This is a genomic window from Frigoribacterium sp. ME-P-080 (assembly GCF_030209595.1).
GTDB lineage: Bacteria > Actinomycetota > Actinomycetes > Actinomycetales > Microbacteriaceae > Frigoribacterium.
Genome location: NZ_JARVRR010000002.1, coordinates 560,084 through 580,100, shown reverse-complemented (window position 1 = coordinate 580,100; position 20,017 = coordinate 560,084). Strand labels below are relative to the sequence as shown.

Annotated in this window: 19 protein-coding genes; 7 read left to right on the top strand and 12 right to left on the bottom strand. The window is 72.7% G+C overall.

The window, feature by feature from the left end; translation table 11 throughout:
• The first annotated feature begins 4 nt into the window (after positions 1 to 4).
• Entirely contained in the window at positions 5 to 1,474 is a 1,470-nt protein-coding gene (locus QRN23_RS04220) for a glycosyltransferase 87 family protein (protein WP_285062691.1), read from the top strand.
• Here the strand turns inward: QRN23_RS04220 and QRN23_RS04215 are convergent.
• From QRN23_RS04215 to QRN23_RS04200, 4 genes are read right to left on the bottom strand one after another with little or no spacing between them, the layout of a single operon-like run.
• Positions 1,462 to 2,520, bottom strand: a complete 1,059-nt coding sequence (locus tag QRN23_RS04215) for a sulfate/molybdate ABC transporter ATP-binding protein (protein ID WP_285062690.1) — start codon at positions 2,518 to 2,520, stop codon at positions 1,462 to 1,464. The two genes, QRN23_RS04220 and QRN23_RS04215, sit on opposite strands and share 13 nt — an antisense overlap.
• Positions 2,517 to 3,341, bottom strand: a complete 825-nt coding sequence (locus tag QRN23_RS04210) for an ABC transporter permease (protein WP_056048879.1) — start codon at positions 3,339 to 3,341, stop codon at positions 2,517 to 2,519. The genes QRN23_RS04215 and QRN23_RS04210 overlap by 4 nt, the downstream gene beginning before the upstream one ends.
• Positions 3,338 to 4,153: a molybdate ABC transporter substrate-binding protein gene (gene modA / locus QRN23_RS04205; RefSeq protein WP_285062689.1), complete on the bottom strand. Its 816-nt coding sequence runs from the start codon at positions 4,151 to 4,153 to the stop codon at positions 3,338 to 3,340. Before modA ends, QRN23_RS04210 begins: the two co-directional genes overlap by 4 nt.
• A 2-nt stretch (positions 4,154 to 4,155) precedes the next feature.
• Positions 4,156 to 4,560 carry a TOBE domain-containing protein gene (locus tag QRN23_RS04200; protein WP_056048887.1) on the bottom strand — a complete coding sequence of 135 codons (405 nt, stop codon included), beginning with the start codon at positions 4,558 to 4,560 and terminating at the stop codon, positions 4,156 to 4,158.
• 158 nt (positions 4,561 to 4,718) lie between these two features.
• On the opposite strand from QRN23_RS04200, the gene moaA reads away from it, so the two are divergent.
• Positions 4,719 to 5,813 carry a GTP 3',8-cyclase MoaA gene (moaA, locus tag QRN23_RS04195; protein ID WP_123571616.1) on the top strand — a complete coding sequence of 365 codons (1,095 nt, stop codon included), beginning with the start codon at positions 4,719 to 4,721 and terminating at the stop codon, positions 5,811 to 5,813.
• Between the two features lies 1 nt (position 5,814).
• Positions 5,815 to 6,132, top strand: coding sequence for a MoaD/ThiS family protein (locus tag QRN23_RS04190; protein ID WP_192122795.1), 318 nt, complete (start codon positions 5,815 to 5,817; stop codon positions 6,130 to 6,132).
• 8 nt (positions 6,133 to 6,140) lie between these two features.
• Here the strand turns inward: QRN23_RS04190 and QRN23_RS04185 are convergent, their stop codons facing one another.
• Positions 6,141 to 7,394 carry a ThiF family adenylyltransferase gene (locus QRN23_RS04185; protein WP_236557035.1) on the bottom strand — a complete coding sequence of 418 codons (1,254 nt, stop codon included), beginning with the start codon at positions 7,392 to 7,394 and terminating at the stop codon, positions 6,141 to 6,143.
• 31 nt (positions 7,395 to 7,425) lie between these two features.
• On the opposite strand from QRN23_RS04185, the gene QRN23_RS04180 reads away from it, so the two are divergent.
• The gene (locus QRN23_RS04180) at positions 7,426 to 9,093 is read left to right on the top strand and encodes a glycosyltransferase family 39 protein (RefSeq protein ID WP_285062687.1); all 1,668 of its coding nucleotides are present in this window, start codon (positions 7,426 to 7,428) and stop codon (positions 9,091 to 9,093) included.
• Between the two features lie 76 nt (positions 9,094 to 9,169).
• Here the strand turns inward: QRN23_RS04180 and QRN23_RS04175 are convergent, their stop codons facing one another.
• From QRN23_RS04175 to rsmI, 7 genes are all read right to left on the bottom strand, one after another.
• The gene (locus tag QRN23_RS04175; protein ID WP_159827195.1) at positions 9,170 to 10,108 is read right to left on the bottom strand and encodes a 4-(cytidine 5'-diphospho)-2-C-methyl-D-erythritol kinase; all 939 of its coding nucleotides are present in this window, start codon (positions 10,106 to 10,108) and stop codon (positions 9,170 to 9,172) included.
• A gap of 13 nt (positions 10,109 to 10,121) precedes the next feature.
• A complete protein-coding gene (locus QRN23_RS04170; protein WP_285062684.1) occupies positions 10,122 to 10,736 on the bottom strand; it encodes a hypothetical protein in 615 nt (204 codons plus the stop codon).
• A gap of 3 nt (positions 10,737 to 10,739) precedes the next feature.
• Positions 10,740 to 11,642 carry a 16S rRNA (adenine(1518)-N(6)/adenine(1519)-N(6))-dimethyltransferase RsmA gene (gene rsmA / locus QRN23_RS04165; RefSeq protein ID WP_056048901.1) on the bottom strand — a complete coding sequence of 301 codons (903 nt, stop codon included), beginning with the start codon at positions 11,640 to 11,642 and terminating at the stop codon, positions 10,740 to 10,742.
• Positions 11,642 to 12,619 carry a TatD family hydrolase gene (locus tag QRN23_RS04160; RefSeq protein ID WP_082460596.1) on the bottom strand — a complete coding sequence of 326 codons (978 nt, stop codon included), beginning with the start codon at positions 12,617 to 12,619 and terminating at the stop codon, positions 11,642 to 11,644. Before QRN23_RS04160 ends, rsmA begins: the two co-directional genes overlap by 1 nt.
• The gene (gene metG, locus QRN23_RS04155; protein WP_285062681.1) at positions 12,616 to 14,184 is read right to left on the bottom strand and encodes a methionine--tRNA ligase; all 1,569 of its coding nucleotides are present in this window, start codon (positions 14,182 to 14,184) and stop codon (positions 12,616 to 12,618) included. The genes QRN23_RS04160 and metG overlap by 4 nt, the downstream gene beginning before the upstream one ends.
• 96 nt (positions 14,185 to 14,280) lie before the next feature.
• Positions 14,281 to 15,273: an NADP-dependent oxidoreductase gene (locus QRN23_RS04150; protein ID WP_285062679.1), complete on the bottom strand. Its 993-nt coding sequence runs from the start codon at positions 15,271 to 15,273 to the stop codon at positions 14,281 to 14,283.
• 93 nt (positions 15,274 to 15,366) lie between these two features.
• A complete protein-coding gene (rsmI, locus tag QRN23_RS04145) occupies positions 15,367 to 16,194 on the bottom strand; it encodes a 16S rRNA (cytidine(1402)-2'-O)-methyltransferase (RefSeq protein WP_285062678.1) in 828 nt (275 codons plus the stop codon).
• Positions 16,195 to 16,240: 46 nt separating this feature from the next.
• Here rsmI and QRN23_RS04140 point away from each other — a divergent pair, with 46 nt between their 5' ends.
• The 3 genes from QRN23_RS04140 (at position 16,241) to QRN23_RS04130 (ending at position 19,965) form a co-directional block, all read left to right on the top strand.
• A complete protein-coding gene (locus QRN23_RS04140) occupies positions 16,241 to 17,980 on the top strand; it encodes a dolichyl-phosphate-mannose--protein mannosyltransferase (RefSeq protein WP_285062677.1) in 1,740 nt (579 codons plus the stop codon).
• Positions 17,981 to 18,099: 119 nt separating this feature from the next.
• Positions 18,100 to 19,392, top strand: coding sequence for an O-acetylhomoserine aminocarboxypropyltransferase/cysteine synthase family protein (locus tag QRN23_RS04135; protein ID WP_056048907.1), 1,293 nt, complete (start codon positions 18,100 to 18,102; stop codon positions 19,390 to 19,392).
• A gap of 6 nt (positions 19,393 to 19,398) precedes the next feature.
• A complete protein-coding gene (locus QRN23_RS04130) occupies positions 19,399 to 19,965 on the top strand; it encodes a CoA-binding protein (RefSeq protein ID WP_056048910.1) in 567 nt (188 codons plus the stop codon).
• The last annotated feature ends 52 nt before the right edge of the window (positions 19,966 to 20,017 follow it).

The window sequence follows — 20,017 nt, the reverse complement described above, 5'->3', positions numbered from 1 at the left end:
GGGCGTGCGTACTGTGTTCGCGGCCGTGGCCGTCCTCGGATTGGCCGGGGCGATCGCCTGGGGCGTCGTGAACGTCGGATTCCTCATGAAAGACCTGCGGACCGACTTCGTCGTCTGGACCGCCGTGTGCTGGGCGTTGTTCGCCCTGGCGGTCCTGCTGCTGCGCCGGGTGCCCGTGCGCCACGTCACCGCTCTCGTCGTGGCGGGCACGGCCCTGGTCGGCGGGGCGGGCCTGACCGGCGTGCCCAACACGAGCACCGACCCGGCGCGCTACGCCTGGGACGGCATCGTGCAGACCGCCGGCGTCTCGCCGTACGAGTACACGCCCGACGCGGGCGAGCTGCGCGACCTGCGGCCGGCCTGGATCTTCCCCGAGTCGACGCCGTTCACCCGCGACGACGGCACGATCGGCGAGCGCTGCGGCGAACCCGACCGCCAGGTCCACCGTGCCTACGACAGCCAGACGGGCGACGTCGTCTGCACGCTGATCAACCGGCCCGACGTGCCGACCATCTACCCGCCGATGGCCGAACTGTACTTCTGGGCGGTGTCCGCCGTGGTCGGCCCCGACGCCGGGTTCTTCCCGCTGCAGGCGATGGGCTTCGTGCTCGTGCTGGGCACGACCGTCGCCCTGCTGGCGACCCTGTGCCGGCGGGGTCTCGACCCCCGCTGGGCCGCGCTGTGGGGCTGGTGCCCGCTCGTGGTCGGCGAGGGCGTCACGAACTCGCACGTCGACCTCCTGGGTGCCGTGCTCGTGGTCGCCGCGTCGTTGCTCGTCGCCACCGGTCGGCGCTTCCGCGGCGGCATCGCCCTCGGGGCCGCCATCGCGACCAAGTTGATCCCGGTGATCGCGGCACCCGCCCTGCTGCGCGGGCAGCCCTGGAAGGTGATCAGCGCCTCCGTCGTCACCTTCGCCGTGCTCTACGTGCCCTACGTCGCGATGACCGGGTGGGGCGTGCTCGGGTACCTGCCGGGCTACCTGACCGAAGAGGGCTACGAGGACGGCTCGCGCTTCGTGTTCCTGTCGGCCTTCATGCCGGACGCGTGGACGACACCGGTCGCCGTGCTGATCGTCGGTGTCACGGCGGTGCTCGTGTGGGTGAAGACCCCGGCTCACGACCCGTGGCTCGGCCAGCTCGTGATGATCGGCGTGACGCTCGTGGCGGTGAGCCCCCGCTACCCCTGGTACGCCCTGCTGCTGGTGCCGTTCGTCGCGCTGACCGGGCGGGTCGAGTGGCTGGCGATCCCGCTCGCGCTGCTCGTGCGCCAGCTCGAGCCGGGCATGGCGCTGCAGCGGGCGTCGCTCGCCTCGGCCGTGCTCGTCATCCTGCTCGTGACGCTCTGGCGGGCCGGCCCCGGGTTCACGGACCGGTTGCTCGACGCCGTCGGGGGCGACGTCGACCGGTTGCGTCGGGTCGTCGGCCGCCGACGGTCCGCCCCCTCGTCGAGCCCCGGGCCCGCTCAGACCAGGTAGGCGACGGCGTCTCCGGCGTCGAAGGAGAACCGGACGACGCTGCCCGGCACGAGGTCGAGGCCGGCGACCACGCCGGGCGGGACGTCGGCCGACACGTCGCCGGCCCGGATCCGGACGACGTCCCCGCGGGGTTCGAGGTCCGTGACGACGACGTCGAGGACGTTCTCGGACGACGTCGGACCCGAGGGGGTACCGGTCGTCACGCGCACGGCGCTCGGCCGCACGGCCACCGCGGCCGCGGCGCCCGCCGGGAGCCCGTCGGCGGACCGGGCGGTCAGCAGGGTGCCGTCCTCCAACCGGACGCCTCCCCCGCGGGCCGTGCCGGTCAGCAGGTCGAGCCCCGCGAGCCCCGCGGCGAACGGCGTGGTCGGACGGTCGAGGACGGCGCGCGTGGGGCCGGCGTCGACGACCCGGCCGCCGTCGAGCACGACGACCCGGTCGGCCAGCGTGTAGGCGTCGAGGACGTCGTGCGTAACGATCACCGCCGTGCGGTCGGCGAGGACGTCGCGCAGGGTCCGTCGCAGGGCGGGCGCGACCGACACGTCGAGAGCCGCCATCGGCTCGTCGAGCAGCAACAGGCAGGGGTCGGCGGCCAGGGCACGGGCGACGGCGATCCGCTGCGCCTGTCCACCCGAGAGCTGCGCCGGACGCCGCTCGGCGAGCCCCGTGGCGTCGACCCGGTCGAGCCAGTCGCGGGCTCGGCGGCCGGCCTCGCGTCGAGGCACCCCGGTGCTGCGCGGGCCGAAGGCGACGTTGTCGAGCGCACTGAGGTGCGGGAAGAGCAGGGCGTCCTGGGCGAGCATCGAGACGCCGCGCTCGTGCGGGCGCAGCGAGGGTCCGCGCCCGCGGCCGTCGACGTCGAACAGCACGCGGTCGCCCAGGCGGGCCGTGCCGTGGTCGGGTCGCAGGAGGCCGGCGACCAGGGACAGCAGCGTCGACTTGCCGGCCCCGTTCGGGCCGAGGACGGCCACCGTCTCTCCGTCGGCCACCTCCAGCTCGACGTCGAAGCCGCGGTCCTCGACGACCGCCGCGAACTCGAGCGTCACGACCCGCGCCTCCGGGTGGCGACGCCGGACGGCCCGCCCGCCCGATGGGCCAGGGCGACGACGACGACCGCCACGAGGACGAGCACGAGCGACAGCGCCACGGCGGCGTCGGGATCGGTCTCGCGTTGCAGGTAGATCTCGAGCGGAAGGGTCCGCGTGACGCCCTGCAAGGAGCCCGCGAAGGTCAGCGTCGCGCCGAACTCGCCGAGGGCCCGCGCGAACGACAACACGGCGCCCGAGACGAGGGCGGGCAGCACGAGCGGCAGCGTGACCCGCCGCAGCACGGTCGTGGGCCGGGCACCCAGGGTCGCCGCGACGGCCTCGTAGCGCGTGCCCACCGTGCGGAGGGCGCCCTCGAGGCTCAGCACCAGGAAGGGCAGGGCGACGAAGGTCTGGGCCAGCACGACCGCCGTGGTCGAGAACGCGATCGTCACGCCGAGCGCGTCGAACGCCTGACCGAGCAGGCCGCGGCGCCCGAAGGTGTAGAGCAACGCGATGCCTCCGACGACGGGCGGGAGCACCAACGGCAGCAGCACGAGCGACCGCAGCACCCTTTGGCCCCGGAACCCGGTGCGGGCCAGCACGACCGCCATCGGGACGCCGAGCACGACGCAGAGGAGGGTCGCCGTGACCGACGTGCGCAGGCTGAGCCAGAACGCGGCGACCGACGACTCGGAGGTGACCAGCGGCACGAACTCGGCCCAGTCGACCCTCGACACCATGGCGACGAGGGGCAGCAGGACGAAGGCCGCCCCCAGGGCCGCGACGACCGCGATCCACACCGGGACGCCGGCGTAGGCACGGTGCGGGGCGGGCGTCACGGCGCGCCGAAGCCGGCGTCCCGCAGCACGCCCTGCCCGACCTCGCCGGTGACGAAGGCGACGAACGCCTCGGCCACCGCCGGGTTCGCCGTGTCGGCCACAGGGGCGATGGGATAGGTGTTGACGGCCTGGTCGGCCTCGGGGAACTCGATGCCTGTCACGCTGTTGCCGGCGGCCTCGACGTCCGTGACGTAGACCAGCCCGGCGTCGGCCTCCCCCGAGGTGACCTTGCCCAGCACGTCGGTGACCGAGGACTCCTCGCTGACCGGCGAGATCGTGACGCCGGTGGCCCGCTCGACCGCGACCGTCGCCGCACCGCAGGGCACCTGGGCCGCGCAGACCACGGTCGTCACGTCGGACTTACCGAGGTCGGCGAAGCCCGTGACGTCGGCGGGGTTCGACGGCGGCACGGCGATGGTGAGGACGTTCGTGGCGAAGTCCTCCGAGGCCGACGGGTCGACGAGTCCGGCGTCGGTCAGCTTCGCCATGTTCTTCTCGTCGGCCGAGGCGAAGACGTCGGCCGGGGCTCCCTCGGTGATCTGCGTCACCAGGTCGGACGAGCCCGCGAAGGTCAGGTCGACGGTCGTGCCCGGGTTCGCCTTCTCGAACTCGTCGGCGAGCTCGGTGAACGTCGTCGTCAACGAGGCGGCGGCGTAGACGGTGATCGACCCCTCGAGGGTCGGGTCGGAGGCCGTCGGTGTCGCGCTGGTCGCCGTGTCGACGGTCGCGCCCGAGCACCCCGTCAGGGCGAGGGCCGTCGCCACCGCGAGGGCTCCGACGAGCGCCGTGACGACGCGGGGGGTCCGTCTCATGGTCAGGCCTTCCCGCCGGGCGTCTCGATGATGACCGTCGTGGCCTTCACGACCGCGATGGCCACCGAACCGGGTTCGAGGCCCAGCTCTCGGACGGCTTCGCTGCTCATCAGCGAGACGATGCGGTGGGGGCCGCACTGCAGCTCGACCTGGGCCATGACCCGGTCGGCGGTGATCTCGGTCACGACGCCCACCAGGCGGTTGCGTGCCGACCGCCCCACCTCGGACGGGTCGGCGGGCAGCACGGCGTTCTTCCGGGCGAGCGTCGCGAGCGCGAGCCCGTCGACCACGCCGCGCCCGGCATCGTCTTTCTCGCTCTCGAGCAGGCCGAGGTCGATCCAGCGTCGCACGGTGTCGTCACTCACGCCGAGGAACGCCGCCGCGTCCTTGATCCGTATCTGCGTCATGGACGCGAGCCTAGTTCCGAATGCGCGGTCGCGCAGCCGCAGCGAGTGGCCCCGGACGAGCCTGCGGGGCGGGGCGTCGTGCACGGCGGAGCGAAAGGAGGCGCGGGTCGCCTCCCATGGACACCCCACGTTCGGCCCCGCGGGCTTAACCTCGACGGATGACCGTCTCGCTCGGACTGCCCACCATGCCCGGCCGGGCCCCCGCCGACGACCTGCTGCCCGCGCGGCCGTCGAGCGACGCCGCTCCGGGACTGCTCGACCGCTTCGGTCGGACCGCGACCGACCTGCGGGTCTCGCTGACCGACAAGTGCAACCTGCGCTGCACCTACTGCATGCCGGCCGAGGGCCTGCCGGCCCTCCCCCGTGAACAGGCGCTCGACGCCGACGAGATCGTGCGCCTGGTCGGCATCGGCGTGCGCGACCTCGGCGTCCGGCAGGTGCGGTTCACCGGGGGCGAGCCACTGCTGCGTGCCGACCTCATCGACATCGTGCGACGGGTCGCCGCGATCGACCCGCGGCCCGAGGTGTCGCTGACGACGAACGCCATCGGCCTGGCGCACCGCGCCCAGGCCCTGGCCGACGCCGGGCTCGACCGGGTCAACGTGTCGCTCGACTCGCTGCACGCCGAGACGTTCATGAAGGTCTCGCGTCGTCCGTTCCTCGACAAGGTGCTCGCCGGCGTCGACGCCGCGGCGGCGGCCGGCCTCACCCCGGTCAAGATCAACGCCGTCCTGCTGCCCGGCATCAACGACCACGAGGCGCCCGACCTGCTCGCCTGGGCGCTGCGCGGCGGCCACGAGCTGCGGTTCATCGAGCAGATGCCGTTGGACGCCGACCGCAGCTGGGACCGCGCCTCCTTCGTCACGTCACGCGACATCCACTCGCTGATCGCGACGCGCTTCGACCTCAGCCCCGCCGACGTCGAGCGCGACGGAGCACCCGCCGAGCTGTTCGACGCCGTCGGCCGCGGCGACGACGCCGGACTGGCCGGGCGGGTCGGCATCATCGCCTCGGTCAGCGAACCGTTCTGCGCCGACTGCCGGCGCACCCGGATGACCGCCGAGGGCGGCATCCGCAGCTGCCTCTTCAGCGGCGGCGAGACCGGCCTGCGCGACCTGCTGCGCAGCGGGGCGAGCGACCTCGAACTGGCCGACGCCTGGCGCGGTGCCATGTGGGCCAAGCCCTCGGGCCACGGCATCGACGACCCGGACTTCGTGCAGCCGGAACGCACCATGAGCGCCATCGGAGGCTGAGATGACGACCACGAACCCCGCCCCCACCGTCGACGGAGCCACCCCGGCCCCCGTCTCGTCGACGCTGCGGTTCTTCGCCGCCGCCCGCACCGCCGTGGGCCGCGACGACCAGCGCGTCGAGGTGCCCGCGGGCGAACGCCCGACCATCGGGCGCCTGCTCACCGAGGTCCGCCCGGTCGAGGGCGTGTCGGCCGCGGACTTCCGCGACGTGCTGCTGCGCTGCTCGTTCCTCGTCGACGGCCTGACCACGCGGGACCGCGAGCAGCTCGTCCCCGACGGCGCGGTCATCGACGTCATGCCGCCGTTCGCCGGCGGCTGAACGCCCGCCTACGGCCGCGTGGGTGCCCCCTGCGCGAGCTGCCACCCGAGCATGCCGCCGTGCAGCACCGACACGTCGAAGCCCTCGCCCGCCAGCAGGTCGGCCGCGGCGCGGGCCCGCGGCCCTCGGGCGCAGTAGACGACCACCCGCTGCGCCGGATCGAGCTCGGGCCGCTGGCGGGTGCGCGTGCCGTACCCGGGAGCCTGCACGTCACCGGAGATGTGGGCGAAGTCGTGCTCGTCGACCTCGCGCACGTCGAGCAGCGTGAAGTCGGCGTCGCCCGTCGCTCGCGCCCCGAGCAGGGTCGTCAGCTCGGCCGCGTCGACGTCGGGGCCGACGCGGCGACCACGGGCCGGGGGCGCGTCGGCGGTGGTCGCCTGCGCCTCGGAGGCCGAGGACGAGGAGGCGCGGCGCGCGTCGTTCACCGTCGCCCGGGCCTCGGCCCGGTGCGGGGCGCGGGCCAACCGGCTCTCCCGCCAGGTGCCGCCCAGGGCGTCGACGGTCACGACCCGGCCGAGCAGCGGATCGCCGAGACCGGTCAGCAGCTTGACGACCTCTCCGGCCATGCCCGCGCCCACCGTCCCGCACAGCGGCCCCAGCACGCCGACGTCGGCGCAGGACTCGTCCCAGCCCGAGGCGGGCGGGGCAGGGTGCAGGTCGCGGTAGTCGACCGCCCGGGCGTCCGGGGCGTCGTCCCAGAAGACGCTGAACTGTCCGTCCCAGCGGTTGACGCTGCCCCAGACGACCGGTAGACCGCGCTCGGCCGCGGCGTCGGCCACCAGGTAGCAGGTGTCGAACGAGTCGCTGCCGTCCACCACGAGGTCGTAGTCGTCGAGCAGGTCGGCGGTGCGGTCGCTCAGTCGGACGGGGTGGGCGACGACGGTCACGTCCGGGTTGGCGGCACGCACCCAGTCGGCGGCGGCGCGGGCCTTCGGGAAGCCCAGCTGGTCGGGGCGGAAGAGCACCTGCCGTTGTAGGTTCGACAGATCGACGGCGTCGTCGTCGACGATTCCCAGGGTTCCCACACCCGAGGCTGCGAGATATTGGATGACCGGCGCGCCCAGCCCGCCGGCCCCGACCACCAGCACCCTCGACGCCGCCAGGCGCCCCTGGGAGCCCAGACCGAACCCCGGCAGGCGCACGCTTCGCGAGTAGCGTTCGCCCTCGACGGGGTCGCCGCCGTGTCCACCGTCGCGCACGCCGGCACCGTGCACGCCACCGTCGTGCACGGCCGCCCCGCGCGCGTCACCCCCGTGTCGCACGCGAGATCCTCCGAGAGGGGGAAGAGACGACATGACGAACCTCCTGCATCCGGCCGACGGTCGATCGACCGCGCCCACTGTATCCACGACGCCCGGGACCGGCCGCAGCACAGCCCTCACGCGCCTCCGGCACTGGCGTCATCTCGACGCCGTGCTCGTCGGCCTGCTCGCCGCGTTGCTGTCGGGCGCCTTCCTCTGGGTGCCGTCCGTCTGGTACGACGAGGCCGCGACGGTCATCTCGGCGACGCGCAGCTGGGGCCAGCTCTGGCAGATGGTCCAGACCGTCGACCTGGTGCACGCCACGTACTACGCGTTCATGCACCTGTGGTTCGACGTCTTCCCGTACTCGCCGATCTCGCTCCGGGTGCCCAGCACGATCGTCACGGGGCTCGCCGCCGCGTTCACGGTCGTGCTCGCCCGCACCCTGGCCGACCGCCGGACGGCCGTCGTGGCGGGCCTGCTGTTCTGCCTGATCCCCCGCGTGACCTGGATGGGCGGCGAGGGCCGTTCGTACGCCTTCTCGGCGATGTTCGCCGTCGCCCTGACCCTCGTCCTCGTCACCGCCTCGCGCCGGACCGCCCAGGTCGGCGAGACCCGCACCCGGGCCTCGGCCGTCCGCTGGTGGGTCGCCTACGCCGTGCTCGCCGTCGTCTCGGTTCTCTTCTTCCTGTACGTCGCCTTCGTCGTGGTGGGGCACGGCGTCACCATGCTGGTGCAGTGGCGACGCGAGCGCCGGCTCCGCGCCTCCTCGGGGTCGGTGGCGACGTCGCAGGACGCCGTGGCGTCGACCCCGCTCGTCGGCGCACCGCACGGAGCACGCGGTTCGTTCCTCGGCTGGTTCGCCGGTGCGGCCGTCGCCGGACTCGCGAGCCTGCCCGTCGTGTACTTCACGTCCGAGCAGAGCGGCCAGGTCGGCTGGCTCGACCGGCCGAGCTTCGCGACGATCGACCAGGTGCTGACGACGCAGTGGTTCTACCAGAACGACCGTTTCGCCGTCTTCGGCTGGATGCTGGTGCTCGCCAGCCTGGTCGTCGTGGTCGCCGGTCTCGTGCCCCGTGCCCGGGGACTGGCCGAGGTCGTCCTGCCCTGGATGATCGTGCCCACCGTCGGCCTCGTGGGCGTCTCGCTCGTGACCGAGCCGCTCTACTCGCCCCGCTACCTGACCTTCGGCACCCCGGCCGTCGCGATCATGATGGCCGTCGCCGTGGCCGCCATCCCTTGGCGGCGGGTGATCGCCCTCGTCCTGCTGGTCGCCGTGGTGCTCACCGCCCCGACCTACGAACGTCAGCGTCAGCCCGAGGCGAAGGACTCGGCCGCGTGGAACCAGGTCGCCGACCTCGTCAGCGAGCAACGGGCCCTCGAACCGGCCGGGACGGCCGAGGGCGTCGTCTTCGGCCCCGTGCGTCGACACCCGAAGGCCACGTCGCGCATCATCGAGAACACGTACCCCGCGGCGTTCGAAGGGATGTCGGACTTCACGCTCGAGACCCCCGCGGCCGAGACCGGCGGGCTGTGGGAGGTCCAGCACCCGCTCGAGGACGTCATCGACCGCACCGACGACCTCGACGTCGTCTGGCTGATCACGAGCGACAAGCAGGACTGGAGGCCCCGGGTCACCGCGAACCTCGCCGCCAAGGGCTTCCACGTCGCCGACGAGTGGCACCTCACCCGCACGAACGTGCTCAAGTACGAGCGCTGAGCCCGCGAGACCCCGGGGCGTCGCCGAGCCCCCCTGCGCGCGCGGGGGGGGCTCGGCGACGCCCTGGGGCCCGGGCCTAGTCGGTGACGACGCGGGCGCCGTGGACCGGGCCCGTGGCGCGGACGACCGTGAGACGGGCTGCGCTCAGCGCGATCTGCAGCTCGAGAGCGCCGTCGAGGTCGGGTGCGAGGAACGCCACCGTCGGGCCGGAGCCCGACACGATGCCCGCGAGGGCCCCGTTGCCCTCACCGAGCTCGAGGACGTCGGCCAGGCCCGGCTGGAGGTGCAGGGCGGGCGCCTGGAGGTCGTTGTGCATGGCGTCCGCGAGCATGCCCGGGTCGCCCGCCCGGAGTGCCTGCAGGACGCCGGCGTCGACGACGGGGTGCCGCACCGAGCGGATCTCGCCCTGGTGCCGCAGACGGTGCGCGTCGAGTTCGTCGTAGACGCGCGGCGTCGAGAGGCCGACGTCGGCCACGGCCAGGACCCACTGGAACTGCCCCTTCGCCAGGGCCGGGCTGAGCTCGTCGCCGCGACCGGTACCGATCGCGGTGCCCCCGGCGAAGGCGAACGGGACGTCGGCACCGAGTCGGGCCGAGAGCCGCAGGAGTTCGTCACGACCGACGCCGGTTCCCCAGAGCGTGTCGCACGCGAGCAGCGTCGCGGCGGCGTCGGCCGATCCGCCCCCCATGCCGCCGGCCACGGGCACCGCCTTGTCGACGGTCAGGGCGACGCCGCCCGTGTAGCCGGTCGTCTCGGCCAGCAGGCGGGCGGCCTTGATCGCCAGGTTGGACCCGTCGGTCGGCACGCCCGACACGTCGATGGACGGGCCACCCGTGACGCTGACCGTGAAGTCGTCGGCGCGACGCGCGCGCACGTCCTCGTAGAGGGAGACGGCCTGGTAGGCGGTCGCGAGGTCGTGGTAACCGTCGTCCTGCAGGTCACCGACGGCGAGGAAGACGTTGATCTTGCCCGGCGCACGCGTGTGGACCACGGTCGGGGCGGCCACGGACGTCATGCGTCCAACCTAGTCAGTTCTGGCGATCACTCATGACGCCGAACGCCCGCGTCAACCCCTCTTTCACGGGCTGCGCCCGTTCGGGCAGGCGCAGGCTGCCCTGCGTCAACGACACCGAGCACTTCGGACCGGCGGTCGACACCACCTGGAGGCGCAGCGTGTCCCCGTGCGCGAGGGTCCAGTCGGCGGTCGGACGCGTCGCGGACCGGGCGACGACCTCGGGCGGACCGCCGGCGTACCGGGCGAACCGGTCGACGGCGAGGTCGAACAGTTCGAGCGGTGCACCCCTCAGGCTGCGGCCGACGGTGACCGCGTAGCTGCCGTCGGGCTGACGCCCCGGCGGCTCGACGCCGCGTTCTTGTTCGTAGCGCACCGTGATCCCTTCGGCCCACCACGGCACGACCTCGAACTCGTCGACCAGGAGGCGCGAGATCTGCTCGTGGGACAGTCGCGCCGCCCCCGCGGCGTCGAGCCGTGCGAACCACTCGGCCGCACCGCGTCCGGTGCCCGACCCGAGCCGGGCGTCACTGAGCCGCTGCTCACCGTGCCCGCGCTCGTCACCGCCACCGTCCCTGCCCCTGGCCCTGCCGGACGGCGCGCCGTCGGGGCCGTTCTTGCGTCGGGGCACGGCTCAGCCGGCCTCGCCCTCGTCGGCGTGCAGCACGGCGGCGACGGACGCCCCGGCGAGGGCGTCGACGTCGCTGACCCGGGCCACGGCGAGGAAGTCGTCGACGGTGAGCTGCTCTCCCCGCTGGGTCGGGGCGAGTCCGGCACGCTCGAGGGCCTCGGAGGCGGCGGCGGACGACCCGTAGAGGGAGGACAGCGACTGGCGCAGCATCTTGCGTCGCTGCTGGAACGCGGCATCGACGAGGGCGAAGGTCGCCCGACGCTCGAGCTCGCTGCCGCGGGCCGGCTTGCGGTCGAACGCGACGAGGATGCTGTCGACGTTCGGCACGGGCCAGAACACCTGGCGGCTGACCTGGCCCGCGGCCCGGAACTCGCCGTACCACGCCGCCTTGATGCTCGGGCCGCCGTAGACCTTCGAGCCGGGCTCGGCGGCCAGGCGCAGACCGACCTCGGACTGCACCATGACGAGCCCGTGCTCGAGCCCGCCGAAGTGCTCGAGGAAGTGCAGGAGCACCGGCACGCTGACGTTGTACGGCAGGTTCGCCACGAGGTGGGTGGGTTCGTCGGGCAGGGTCGTCACGCGCAGGGCGTCGTCGACGACGACGGTGAGGTCGGCCGCCGGCTGCAGCTGCGCGACGGTCTTCGGCAGCTGTTCGGCGAGGCGCTTGTCGATCTCGACGGCCACGACCTTGGCACCCGCCTCGAGCAGGCCGAGGGTCAGGGAGCCGAGCCCGGGGCCGATCTCGACGACGGTCATGCCCGCCGAGACACCCGACGCGGCGACGATGCGACGCACGGTGTTGGCGTCGTGGACGAAGTTCTGCCCGAGCTTCTTGGTCGGCTGCACGCCGAGGAGGTCGGCGAGGTCACGGATCTCGGCGGGGCCGAGCAGGGTGGCGCGCGACATCAGCCCTCGACCGTCACGGGCTCGCTGTCCCAGCTGCCGTAGACCAGTTCGGTCGTCGACGAGATCTGGGCCGCGAGCATGGACACGTCGGTGCCGATCGTCTCGGCCATCGACCGCAGCGTGAAGGGGATCAGGTACGGCGCGTTGGGGCGACCGCGGTAGGGCACCGGCGTCAGGTAGGGCGCGTCGGTCTCGACCATGATCAGGTTGCGCGGCAACTGCACGAGGGCGTCGCGCAGGGGCTGGGCGTTCTTGAACGTCACCGTGCCGGCGAAGGACGCGTACCAGCCGTTCTCGGCGAGGATGCTCGCCAGCTCGGGCCCGCCGCTGAAGCAGTGGAAGACGGTGCGTTCGGGAGCGCCCACCTCGAGCAGCAGGTCGACCACGTCGTCGTGGGCGTCGCGGTCGTGGATCTGCAGGGCCAGGCCGTGGCGCTTGGCGATCTCGATGTGGCCGCGGAACGCCTCGAGCTGGGCCGCCCGACCGTCGTCGCCGGTGCGGAAGAAGTCGAGCCCGGTCTCGCCGACGGCGCGCACGCGCGGCCTCGCGGCGAGCCCGTCCAGTTCGGACAGCGCCTCGTCGAGGGTGCCCGCGGCCGCGAGGGCCGGGGCCTCGTTCGGGTGGATGGCGACGGCGGCGAGCACCCGGGGCTCGCGGCTGGCGATCTCGGCCGACCAGCGGGACGTCTCGAGGTCGGTGCCGACCTGCACCACGCCGCGCACGCCCACGGACGAGGCCCGGTCGAGGTGCTCGCGGTAGTCGAGGGGGCCGTCGCCGTCGTCTCCGACGCCGTCGGCGATCTCGAGGTGCGTGTGGTTGTCGTAGACCGGCACGACGAGGGGCTGGGGAGGCGCGGGGTAGGTCAGGTCGCGCTTCTGGCCGTCCGCGCCCGACGAGCGGTGGCGGACGTGCGTCGCCGGGACTCCGTCGGCCGGCCCGGAGGTCGCGCCGCCGCCACCGGACGTGTCGTCGCTCATGCCGCGGGCTCGGGCTGTTCGATGCGCGGGAAGAGACCGGCGGCGAGCGGCTGGACGTCGGGAGCGCTCGACCACTCGGCCGCACGATCGACGGGCTGGCTGGTCAGCTCGCCCTGCCCGATCGACTGCCACAGGGTGCGCGTGGCCGTCGGGATGAACGGCGACAGCAGCACGGTGAGGGTGCCGAGACCCCGCAGCGCGGTGGCGAGGACCGTCGCCAGGCGCTCGCGCTGCGACTCGTCCTTCGCGATGGCCCAGGGCTCTTGCTCGGTGATGTACCCGTTCAGCTGGTCGACCAGTTGCCAGATGGACGCGAGCGCCTCGTTGATGGCGAACCGGTCGATCGCCTCGTCGGCCTCGGCCGTGACCCGCAGTTCGGTCTCGCGGACGGCCAGGTCGGCCTCGGTGAGGTCGCCGGCGACGGGCACGGTGCCGTCGAAGTAGCGGGTGATCATGGCCACGACGCGTGAGGCCAGGTTGCCGAACCCGTTGGCCAACTCGGCCTGGTAGCGGGCCGCGATGTCTTCCCAGCTGAAGTTGCCGTCCTGACCGAAGGTGATGGCGCGCATGAAGTAGTACCGGAACGCGTCGGCACCGAAGACGTCGGTGATCTGCTGAGGGGCGATGCCCGTGAGCTTCGACTTCGACATCTTCTCGCCACCGACCAGCAGCCAGCCGTGGCCGAAGACGTTCTTGGGGACGGGCAGCCCGGCCGCCATGAGCATCGCGGGCCAGATGACGGCGTGGAACCTCACGATGTCCTTGCCGACGAGCTGCACGGCCGGCCAGCGACGCCGGAACTCGTCGTCGTCGACGCCGTAGCCGATGGCCGTGACGTAGTTGAGCAGGGCGTCGAACCACACGTAGACGACGTGCTTCTCGTCCCAGGGCACCTTGACGCCCCAGTCGAAGCTCTGTCGCGAGATCGACAGGTCGCGCAGACCCTGCTTGACGAACGAGACGACCTCGTTGCGCACCGAGTCGGGCTGCACGAAGTCGGGCTGGGCCTCGTAGAGGTCGAGCAGTCGCTGCTCGAAGTCGCTCATGCGGAAGAAGTAGTTGCTCTCTTGCAGCACCTCGACCGGGATGCTGTGGATCGCGCAGACCTGCTCGCCCTCGTAGGCGCCGGTGCCGGGCACCAGGTCGCTCGGCTGCTTGTACTCTTCGCAGCCGACGCAGTAGAAGCCCTCGAACTCGCCCTGGTAGATGAAGCCGTCGTCGTAGAGCTTCTGCAGGAACTTCTGCACGCCGGCCTCGTGGCGGGCGTCGGTCGTGCGGATGAAGTCGTCGTTGGCGATGTCGACGGTCTCGAGCAGGGGCTTCCAGGACTCGGTGACGAGCTTGTCGGCCCACTCCTGCGGGGTCACGCCGTGGCTCGTGGCCGTGCGCAGGATCTTCTGACCGTGCTCGTCGGTGCCGGTCAGCAGCCAGGCGTCGTCACCCCGCTGACGGTGCCACCGGGCGAGCACGTCGGCTGCGACCTCGGTGTAGGCGTGACCGATGTGCGGCACGTCGTTGACGTAGAAGATGGGCGTTGCGATGAAGAAGGAGTCGCCGGCGGGCATGGGGACCATCTTAGGTGGGGGCACCGACGTGATGACGCGACCCGCGCCTCCTGCGTCCGCCGCCGGGGACGAGGAGGCGCGGGTCGCGTCGACCGGTCAGGTCGCGTCGTGCTCCTCGGTGCGGTCGTCGGAACCCGCCCGCTCGCCGGCGTGCTCGCCCGGGTACTCGACGACGTCCATGCCGAGCACGTACTTGCCCCGGGCGTGGCCGTCCTCGAGGTCGCGGTAGGCGTCCTTGACGTCGTCGAGGGGGAAGATCCCGTCGATCGGCACCATGATCTTGTTGGTCGAGATCAGCTCGAGCAGCTCGGACAGCACGGCCTGCGACGTCGCCTGGGCGCTGCCCTCGGCCTTGACGCCGTGCTGCTCGACGGCCGCGAAGTCGATGATCGTGTCGATGCGCTGCGGCGCGACGCCGAGCTCGAGGGCGTACCCGACGTTGCCCTGGCCGAAGCAGTCCACGAACGCGTCCACGCCCTGGGGGGCGGCCTCACGGATGCGGTCGACGACGCCGTCGCCGTACTCCACGGGCGTGACGCCGAGCTGCCGCAGGAAGTCGTGGTTGCGCTCGCTCGCGGTGCCGATCACGGTGAGCCCGCCCAGGACGGCGAGCTGCGACACCATCACGCCGACGCCGCCGGCCGCGGCCGAGACGACGATCGTGTCGCCCTCGGTGGCCTGCACGGCACGCAGCGCAGCGTAGGCGGTGGGTCCGGTCACGCTGATGCTGCCCGCGACCTCCCACGGCACGTTCTCGGGCTTCGCCACGAGTTCGTCGTGGTCGACGACGACGAACTCGGCGTGCGACGACCGGTTGGCCCACCCGACGACCTCGTCACCGACGGACCACTCGTCGACCCCCGCACCGACCTCGTCGACCACGCCGGCGAAGTCGGTCCCCTGCCCCGACGGGAACGCCGCGGGGAACGCGTCGTGCATCAGTCCGGCGCGGATCGCCGCCTCACCGGGGTTCAGGCCCGCCGCCTTGACGGCGACCACGAGCTGGCCGGCACCCGCCTCGGGCTTCGCCACCTGTTCGACCTTCAGCTCGTCGATGTCGCCGTACTGCTCGAAACGGACCGCCTTCATGTCGTACCTCCTGCTCGTGGTGGGCCGCGCCTCCTCCGGGCACGCGCCTCCTCCGAGCTTGCACCCGCCGGGCTGGGCGGGGTACGCCACGCCCTACGCGCGGGGCGGGCGGGCGGCGAGGGCGGCCTGGTAGAGGTCGCGCCTCGACAGACCCGTGGCGGCGGCCACGTCGGCGGTGGCCTCTTTGAGGCGGGTGCCGTCGGCGACCAGGGCCTGCACCTGCGCGAGCCCGGCGGCCAGGTCGACGACGCGTTCGGGGGCGCCCTCGACCACGATGCAGATCTCGCCCCGGACGCCCTCGGCCGCCCACTCGGCGAGCTCGGCCGCGCTGCCGCGGCGCACCTCTTCGTGCAGCTTCGTCAGCTCACGGCAGACGACCACGCGGCGCGTGGCCCCGAGAGCGGTGACCAGGTCGCCGAGCGAGTCGGCCAGGCGGTGGGGCGACTCGAAGAACACCATGGTGCGGCGTTCGTCGGCGAGCGCCCCCAGCACGCGCAGACGGTCGCCCTGCTTGCGCGGCAGGAAGCCCTCGAAGCTGAAGCGGTCGGTGGGCAGTCCCGACACGGCGAGCGCGGTGAGCACCGCGGACGGGCCGGGGATCGCCGTGACGGTGACGCCCGCGGCCGCGGCGGCCTCGACGAGCGGGAACCCGGGGTCGCTGATGGCGGGCATGCCGGCGTCGGTGAGCACGACCACGTCGGAGGCGCGGGCCAGCTCGACGATCTCGCCCGCCTTCTCGCGCTCGTTATGCTCGTGCAGGGCGATGAGGCGGGGGCGGTTCTCGACGCCCAGGGCGCGCATCAGGTGGATCGCCGTGCGCGTGTCCTCCGCGGCGACGACCTCGGCGTTCAACAGCGTCTCGATCAGGCGACGGCTGGCGTCGCCGAGGTTTCCGATGGGGGTGGCGGCGAGCACGATCACCCGCCCATTGTCCCCCGGTCCCGGACCGCCCACTTACGATGGCCCGATGACGACCGGGCCCGAGCGCGAATTCGACGCGCTCGTCGAGGCCGGCACCGCGCCTCCTGCCCGTCCGACGGCGGGCGAGCCGGGCCTCGCGTCGGCCGACCCGCTCACCGACCGGGTGACCGTCCCGCCCGTCGGCACCCCGGTCGACGACGCGGCCGCGGCCCACGCCCGCGAGGTTCCCCCGACCCGGCTCGACGCCTGGTGGGGGCGCGTGCTGCGGACCCCGGTCAGGAGGCGCGTCTGGGCCTGGGCGGGCCCGCTCGCGGTCACGCTGCTGGCCGCGGTGCTGCGCCTGTGGCACCTGAACTCCCCCGCGACCCTCGTGTTCGACGAGACGTACTACGTCAAGGACGCCTGGTCGTTGTTCAACCTCGGCTACGAGGGGTCGTGGCCGGCCGACTACGACCCGACCTTCGCCGCGGGCGGGGTCGGCGGGTTCCTCGCGGCACCGTCGTTCGTGGCGCACCCGCCCCTCGGCAAGTGGCTGATCGGCCTCGGCATGGCGGCGGTCGGTCCCGAGAACCCGGCGAGCTGGCGCATCAGCACGGCCGTCGTGGGCATCCTCGCCGTCGCCCTGGTCGCCGTCATCGGGTCGTTGCTGCTGCGATCGACGCTGCTCGGCACGCTGGCGGGGTTCTTCCTGGCGATCGACGGGCACGCGATCGTCATGTCCCGGGTGGCCCTGCTCGACAACTTCGTCATGTTCTTCGGCCTGCTGGCCTTCGGGGCGGTGCTGCTCGACCGACGGCAGAGCGCCCGCCGGCTCGAGGCCTGGCGGGCGAGGAGGCTCGGCGCCGGTCGCGACATCGCCTGGGGCCCCGCCCTGTGGGCGCGTCCCTGGCTGGTGACGGCCGGCCTCCTGTGCGGGCTGGCGACGGCCGTGAAGTGGAACGGCCTGTACTTCCTGGCGTTCTTCGCGGTCTACACGGTGGTCGTCGACATGGTGGCGCGCCGCCGGGCCGGCGTGGAGTTCTGGCTGTCGGGCACCCTGTTCAGGCAGGCACCGGTGAGCTTCCTGCTGACCGTGCCCGTCGCCGTGGTGGCGTACCTGGCGAGCTGGACCGGCTGGTTCGCGACGTCGGGCGGCTACTACCGCAGCTGGGTCGAGGACGGCGGCACGCGGTGGACGGGAGCCCTGGCGTGGGTGCCCGACGTGGTGCAGAACTTCTGGCACTACCAGGCGGGCGTCTACGGGTTCAACGTCGGCCTGCACACCCCGCACGCCTACCAGGCGAACCCGCTCACCTGGCTGCTGATGCTGCGACCGACGAGCATGTACTACCAGGGGTTCGACGAGGGCCAGGGCGGCTGCGACGTGGCCCGGTGCGGCGAGGCGATCACCTCGGTCGCGAACCCGCTGATCTGGTACGCGGCGGTCGCGGCCTGCCTCTACCTCGTCTACCGCGTCGCGCGGTACCGCGAGTGGCGGTACGGGGCGATCCTCGTCGGCGTCGCGGCGGCCTACCTGCCGTGGCTGGCGTTCACCGACCGGACGGTGTTCCAGTTCTACACGATCGCCTTCGAGCCCTATCTCGTGCTCGGCCTGGCCGCAGTGTTCGGCATCGTCCTCGGCCGACGCACCGACGACCGGTCCCGTCGGCTGAGCGGCATCGGCGTCACGGCGATCGTCGTCGTGGTCGCCGTCGCCGTGTCCGTCTTCTTCTACCCCCTGTGGACGGCGCAACTGGAGGACTGGGAGTTCATCCGGCTGCACTACTGGATCCCCAGCTGGAAGTAGGCGTCGGAGCCGCCGTCGGCCGACCGACGGCTCCTCCCCCGCAGGAGGCGCGGGTCGGCCGTGTTCCGCCGTGTGACGTCCCGGGTCCCCGCGTGACGACCAGCGGCTAGCGTGGGGGCATGGCAGATCGTGAGTACGGCTTCCGCACGCGGGCGATCCACGCGGGCAACATCCCCGACGCGGCGACGGGGGCACGGGCGCTGCCCATCTACCAGACCAGCGCCTTCGTGTTCGACGACACCGACGACGCCGCGGCGCGGTTCGCCCTGCAGAAGTACGGCAACATCTACAGCCGCCTCGCCAACCCGACCACCGCCTCCTTCGAGGAGCGCGTCGCCAGCCTCGAGGGCGGCCTCGGCGCCGTCGCGACGGCGAGCGGCCTCAGCGCCCAGTTCGTCACGTTCGCCTCGCTGGCCGGCGCGGGCGACCACATCGTCGCGAGCGCGAACCTCTACGGCGGGTCGATCACGCAGCTCGACGTCACCCTGCGTCGCTTCGGCGTCGAGACGACCTTCGTGCAGTCCTCCGACCCGGCGGACTACGCCGCCGCCATCCGTCCCGAGACGAAGCTGGTCTTCGTCGAGACGGTCGCGAACCCGTCCGGCGAGGTCGCCGACCTCGAGGGGCTGGCCGACGTGGCCCACTCGCACGGCCTGCCCCTGATCGTCGACTCGACCATCGCCACGCCCTACCTCAACCGGCCGATCGAGTGGGGTGCCGACGTCGTCGTGCACTCGGCCACGAAGTTCCTCGGCGGGCACGGCACCACGCTCGGCGGCGTCGTCGTCGAGTCCGGCCGCTTCGACTGGGACAGCGAGCGGTTCCCGCTCTTCGACCAGCCCGTGCCGAGCTACGGCGGGCTCAACTGGTCCGGCAACTTCGGCGAGTACGCCTTCCTCACCCGGTTGCGCGCCGAGCAGCTGCGCGACATCGGCCCGGCCCTCGCTCCCCACTCGGCTTTCCTGCTCGCCCAGGGGGTCGAGACCCTGCCGTTCCGCATGCAGGCCCACGTCGACAACGCCCGCCAGGTCGCCGAGTGGCTCGACGCCGACCCGCGCATCGAGCGCGTTCGCTGGGCCGGCCTGCCCGGGCACCCGCACCACGAGCGCGCGGCGAAGTACCTGCCGAAGGGCCCCGGCTCGGTCTTCACGTTCGAGCTGAAGGGCGGTCGTCCGGCCGGCAAGACCTTCATCGAGTCGGTCGAGCTCGCCAGCCACCTCGCCAACATCGGCGACGCGAAGACGCTCGTCATCCACCCGGGCTCGACCACCCACGCCCAGCTCAGCGAGCAGCAGCTCGTCGACGCGGGGGTGCTGCCTGGCTCGGTGCGCATCAGCGTCGGCATCGAAGACCCCGACGACATCATCCACGACCTCGACCAGGCGCTGGCCGCGGCGACGAAAGGCGAGTGACCCGACGTGACCGACACCGTCACCACGCAGCTGACCAACGGGCTGACCTGCGAGCTGCCCGCGTCGTCTCCCCTGGCCAAGCTGCTCAAGTCGCAGCGGACGTGGGTCGGCCCCACGGCCCGCGAGCGCCAGGCCATCCTGCGCTCGGCGAAGAGCGTCGCCGTCGTCGGTGCCTCGCCCAACCCGAGCCGGTCGAGCTCGTTCGTGGGCACCTACCTGCAGCAGTCGACCGACCTCCGCGTCTACTTCGTCAACCCCCGAGCCGACACCATCCTCGGCCAGAAGGCCTACCCCGACCTGGCCTCGCTGCCCGAGGTGCCCGACGTCGTCGACGTGTTCCGCAAGGCCTCCGACATCCGATCGGTCGTCGACGACGTGCTCGCGATCGGCGCGAAGACGATCTGGGTCCAGCTCGGCATCTACGACGAGGAGGCCGCCCGGTACGGCGAAGAACAGGGGCTCACCGTCGTCATGGACCGCTGCATGAAGGTCGAGCACGCCCGGTTCAACGGCGGGCTCAACCTGATGGGCTTCGACACCGGCGTCATCACCGCGAAGAAGGCCGGTCGCTGACACGACCGTCGGGGCGGGTCGCGGTTTCCCCGTTCGTCGAGGCGCACACGTT

Coding starts and splice junctions, on each gene's coding strand:
- metG (WP_285062681.1), bottom strand. CDS start 14,184: ATGCCCGCCGGCGACTCCTTCTTCATCGCAACGCCCATCTTCTACGTC.
- QRN23_RS04175 (WP_159827195.1), bottom strand. CDS start 10,108: ATGACGTCCGTGGCCGCCCCGACCGTGGTCCACACGCGTGCGCCGGGC.
- rsmA (WP_056048901.1), bottom strand. CDS start 11,642: ATGTCGCGCGCCACCCTGCTCGGCCCCGCCGAGATCCGTGACCTCGCC.
- moaA (WP_123571616.1), top strand. CDS start 4,719: ATGACCGTCTCGCTCGGACTGCCCACCATGCCCGGCCGGGCCCCCGCC.
- QRN23_RS04150 (WP_285062679.1), bottom strand. CDS start 15,273: ATGAAGGCGGTCCGTTTCGAGCAGTACGGCGACATCGACGAGCTGAAG.
- QRN23_RS04140 (WP_285062677.1), top strand. CDS start 16,241: ATGACGACCGGGCCCGAGCGCGAATTCGACGCGCTCGTCGAGGCCGGC.
- QRN23_RS04200 (WP_056048887.1), bottom strand. CDS start 4,560: ATGACGCAGATACGGATCAAGGACGCGGCGGCGTTCCTCGGCGTGAGT.
- QRN23_RS04160 (WP_082460596.1), bottom strand. CDS start 12,619: ATGAGCGACGACACGTCCGGTGGCGGCGGCGCGACCTCCGGGCCGGCC.
- QRN23_RS04180 (WP_285062687.1), top strand. CDS start 7,426: ATGACGAACCTCCTGCATCCGGCCGACGGTCGATCGACCGCGCCCACT.
- modA (WP_285062689.1), bottom strand. CDS start 4,153: ATGAGACGGACCCCCCGCGTCGTCACGGCGCTCGTCGGAGCCCTCGCG.
- QRN23_RS04190 (WP_192122795.1), top strand. CDS start 5,815: ATGACGACCACGAACCCCGCCCCCACCGTCGACGGAGCCACCCCGGCC.
- QRN23_RS04135 (WP_056048907.1), top strand. CDS start 18,100: ATGGCAGATCGTGAGTACGGCTTCCGCACGCGGGCGATCCACGCGGGC.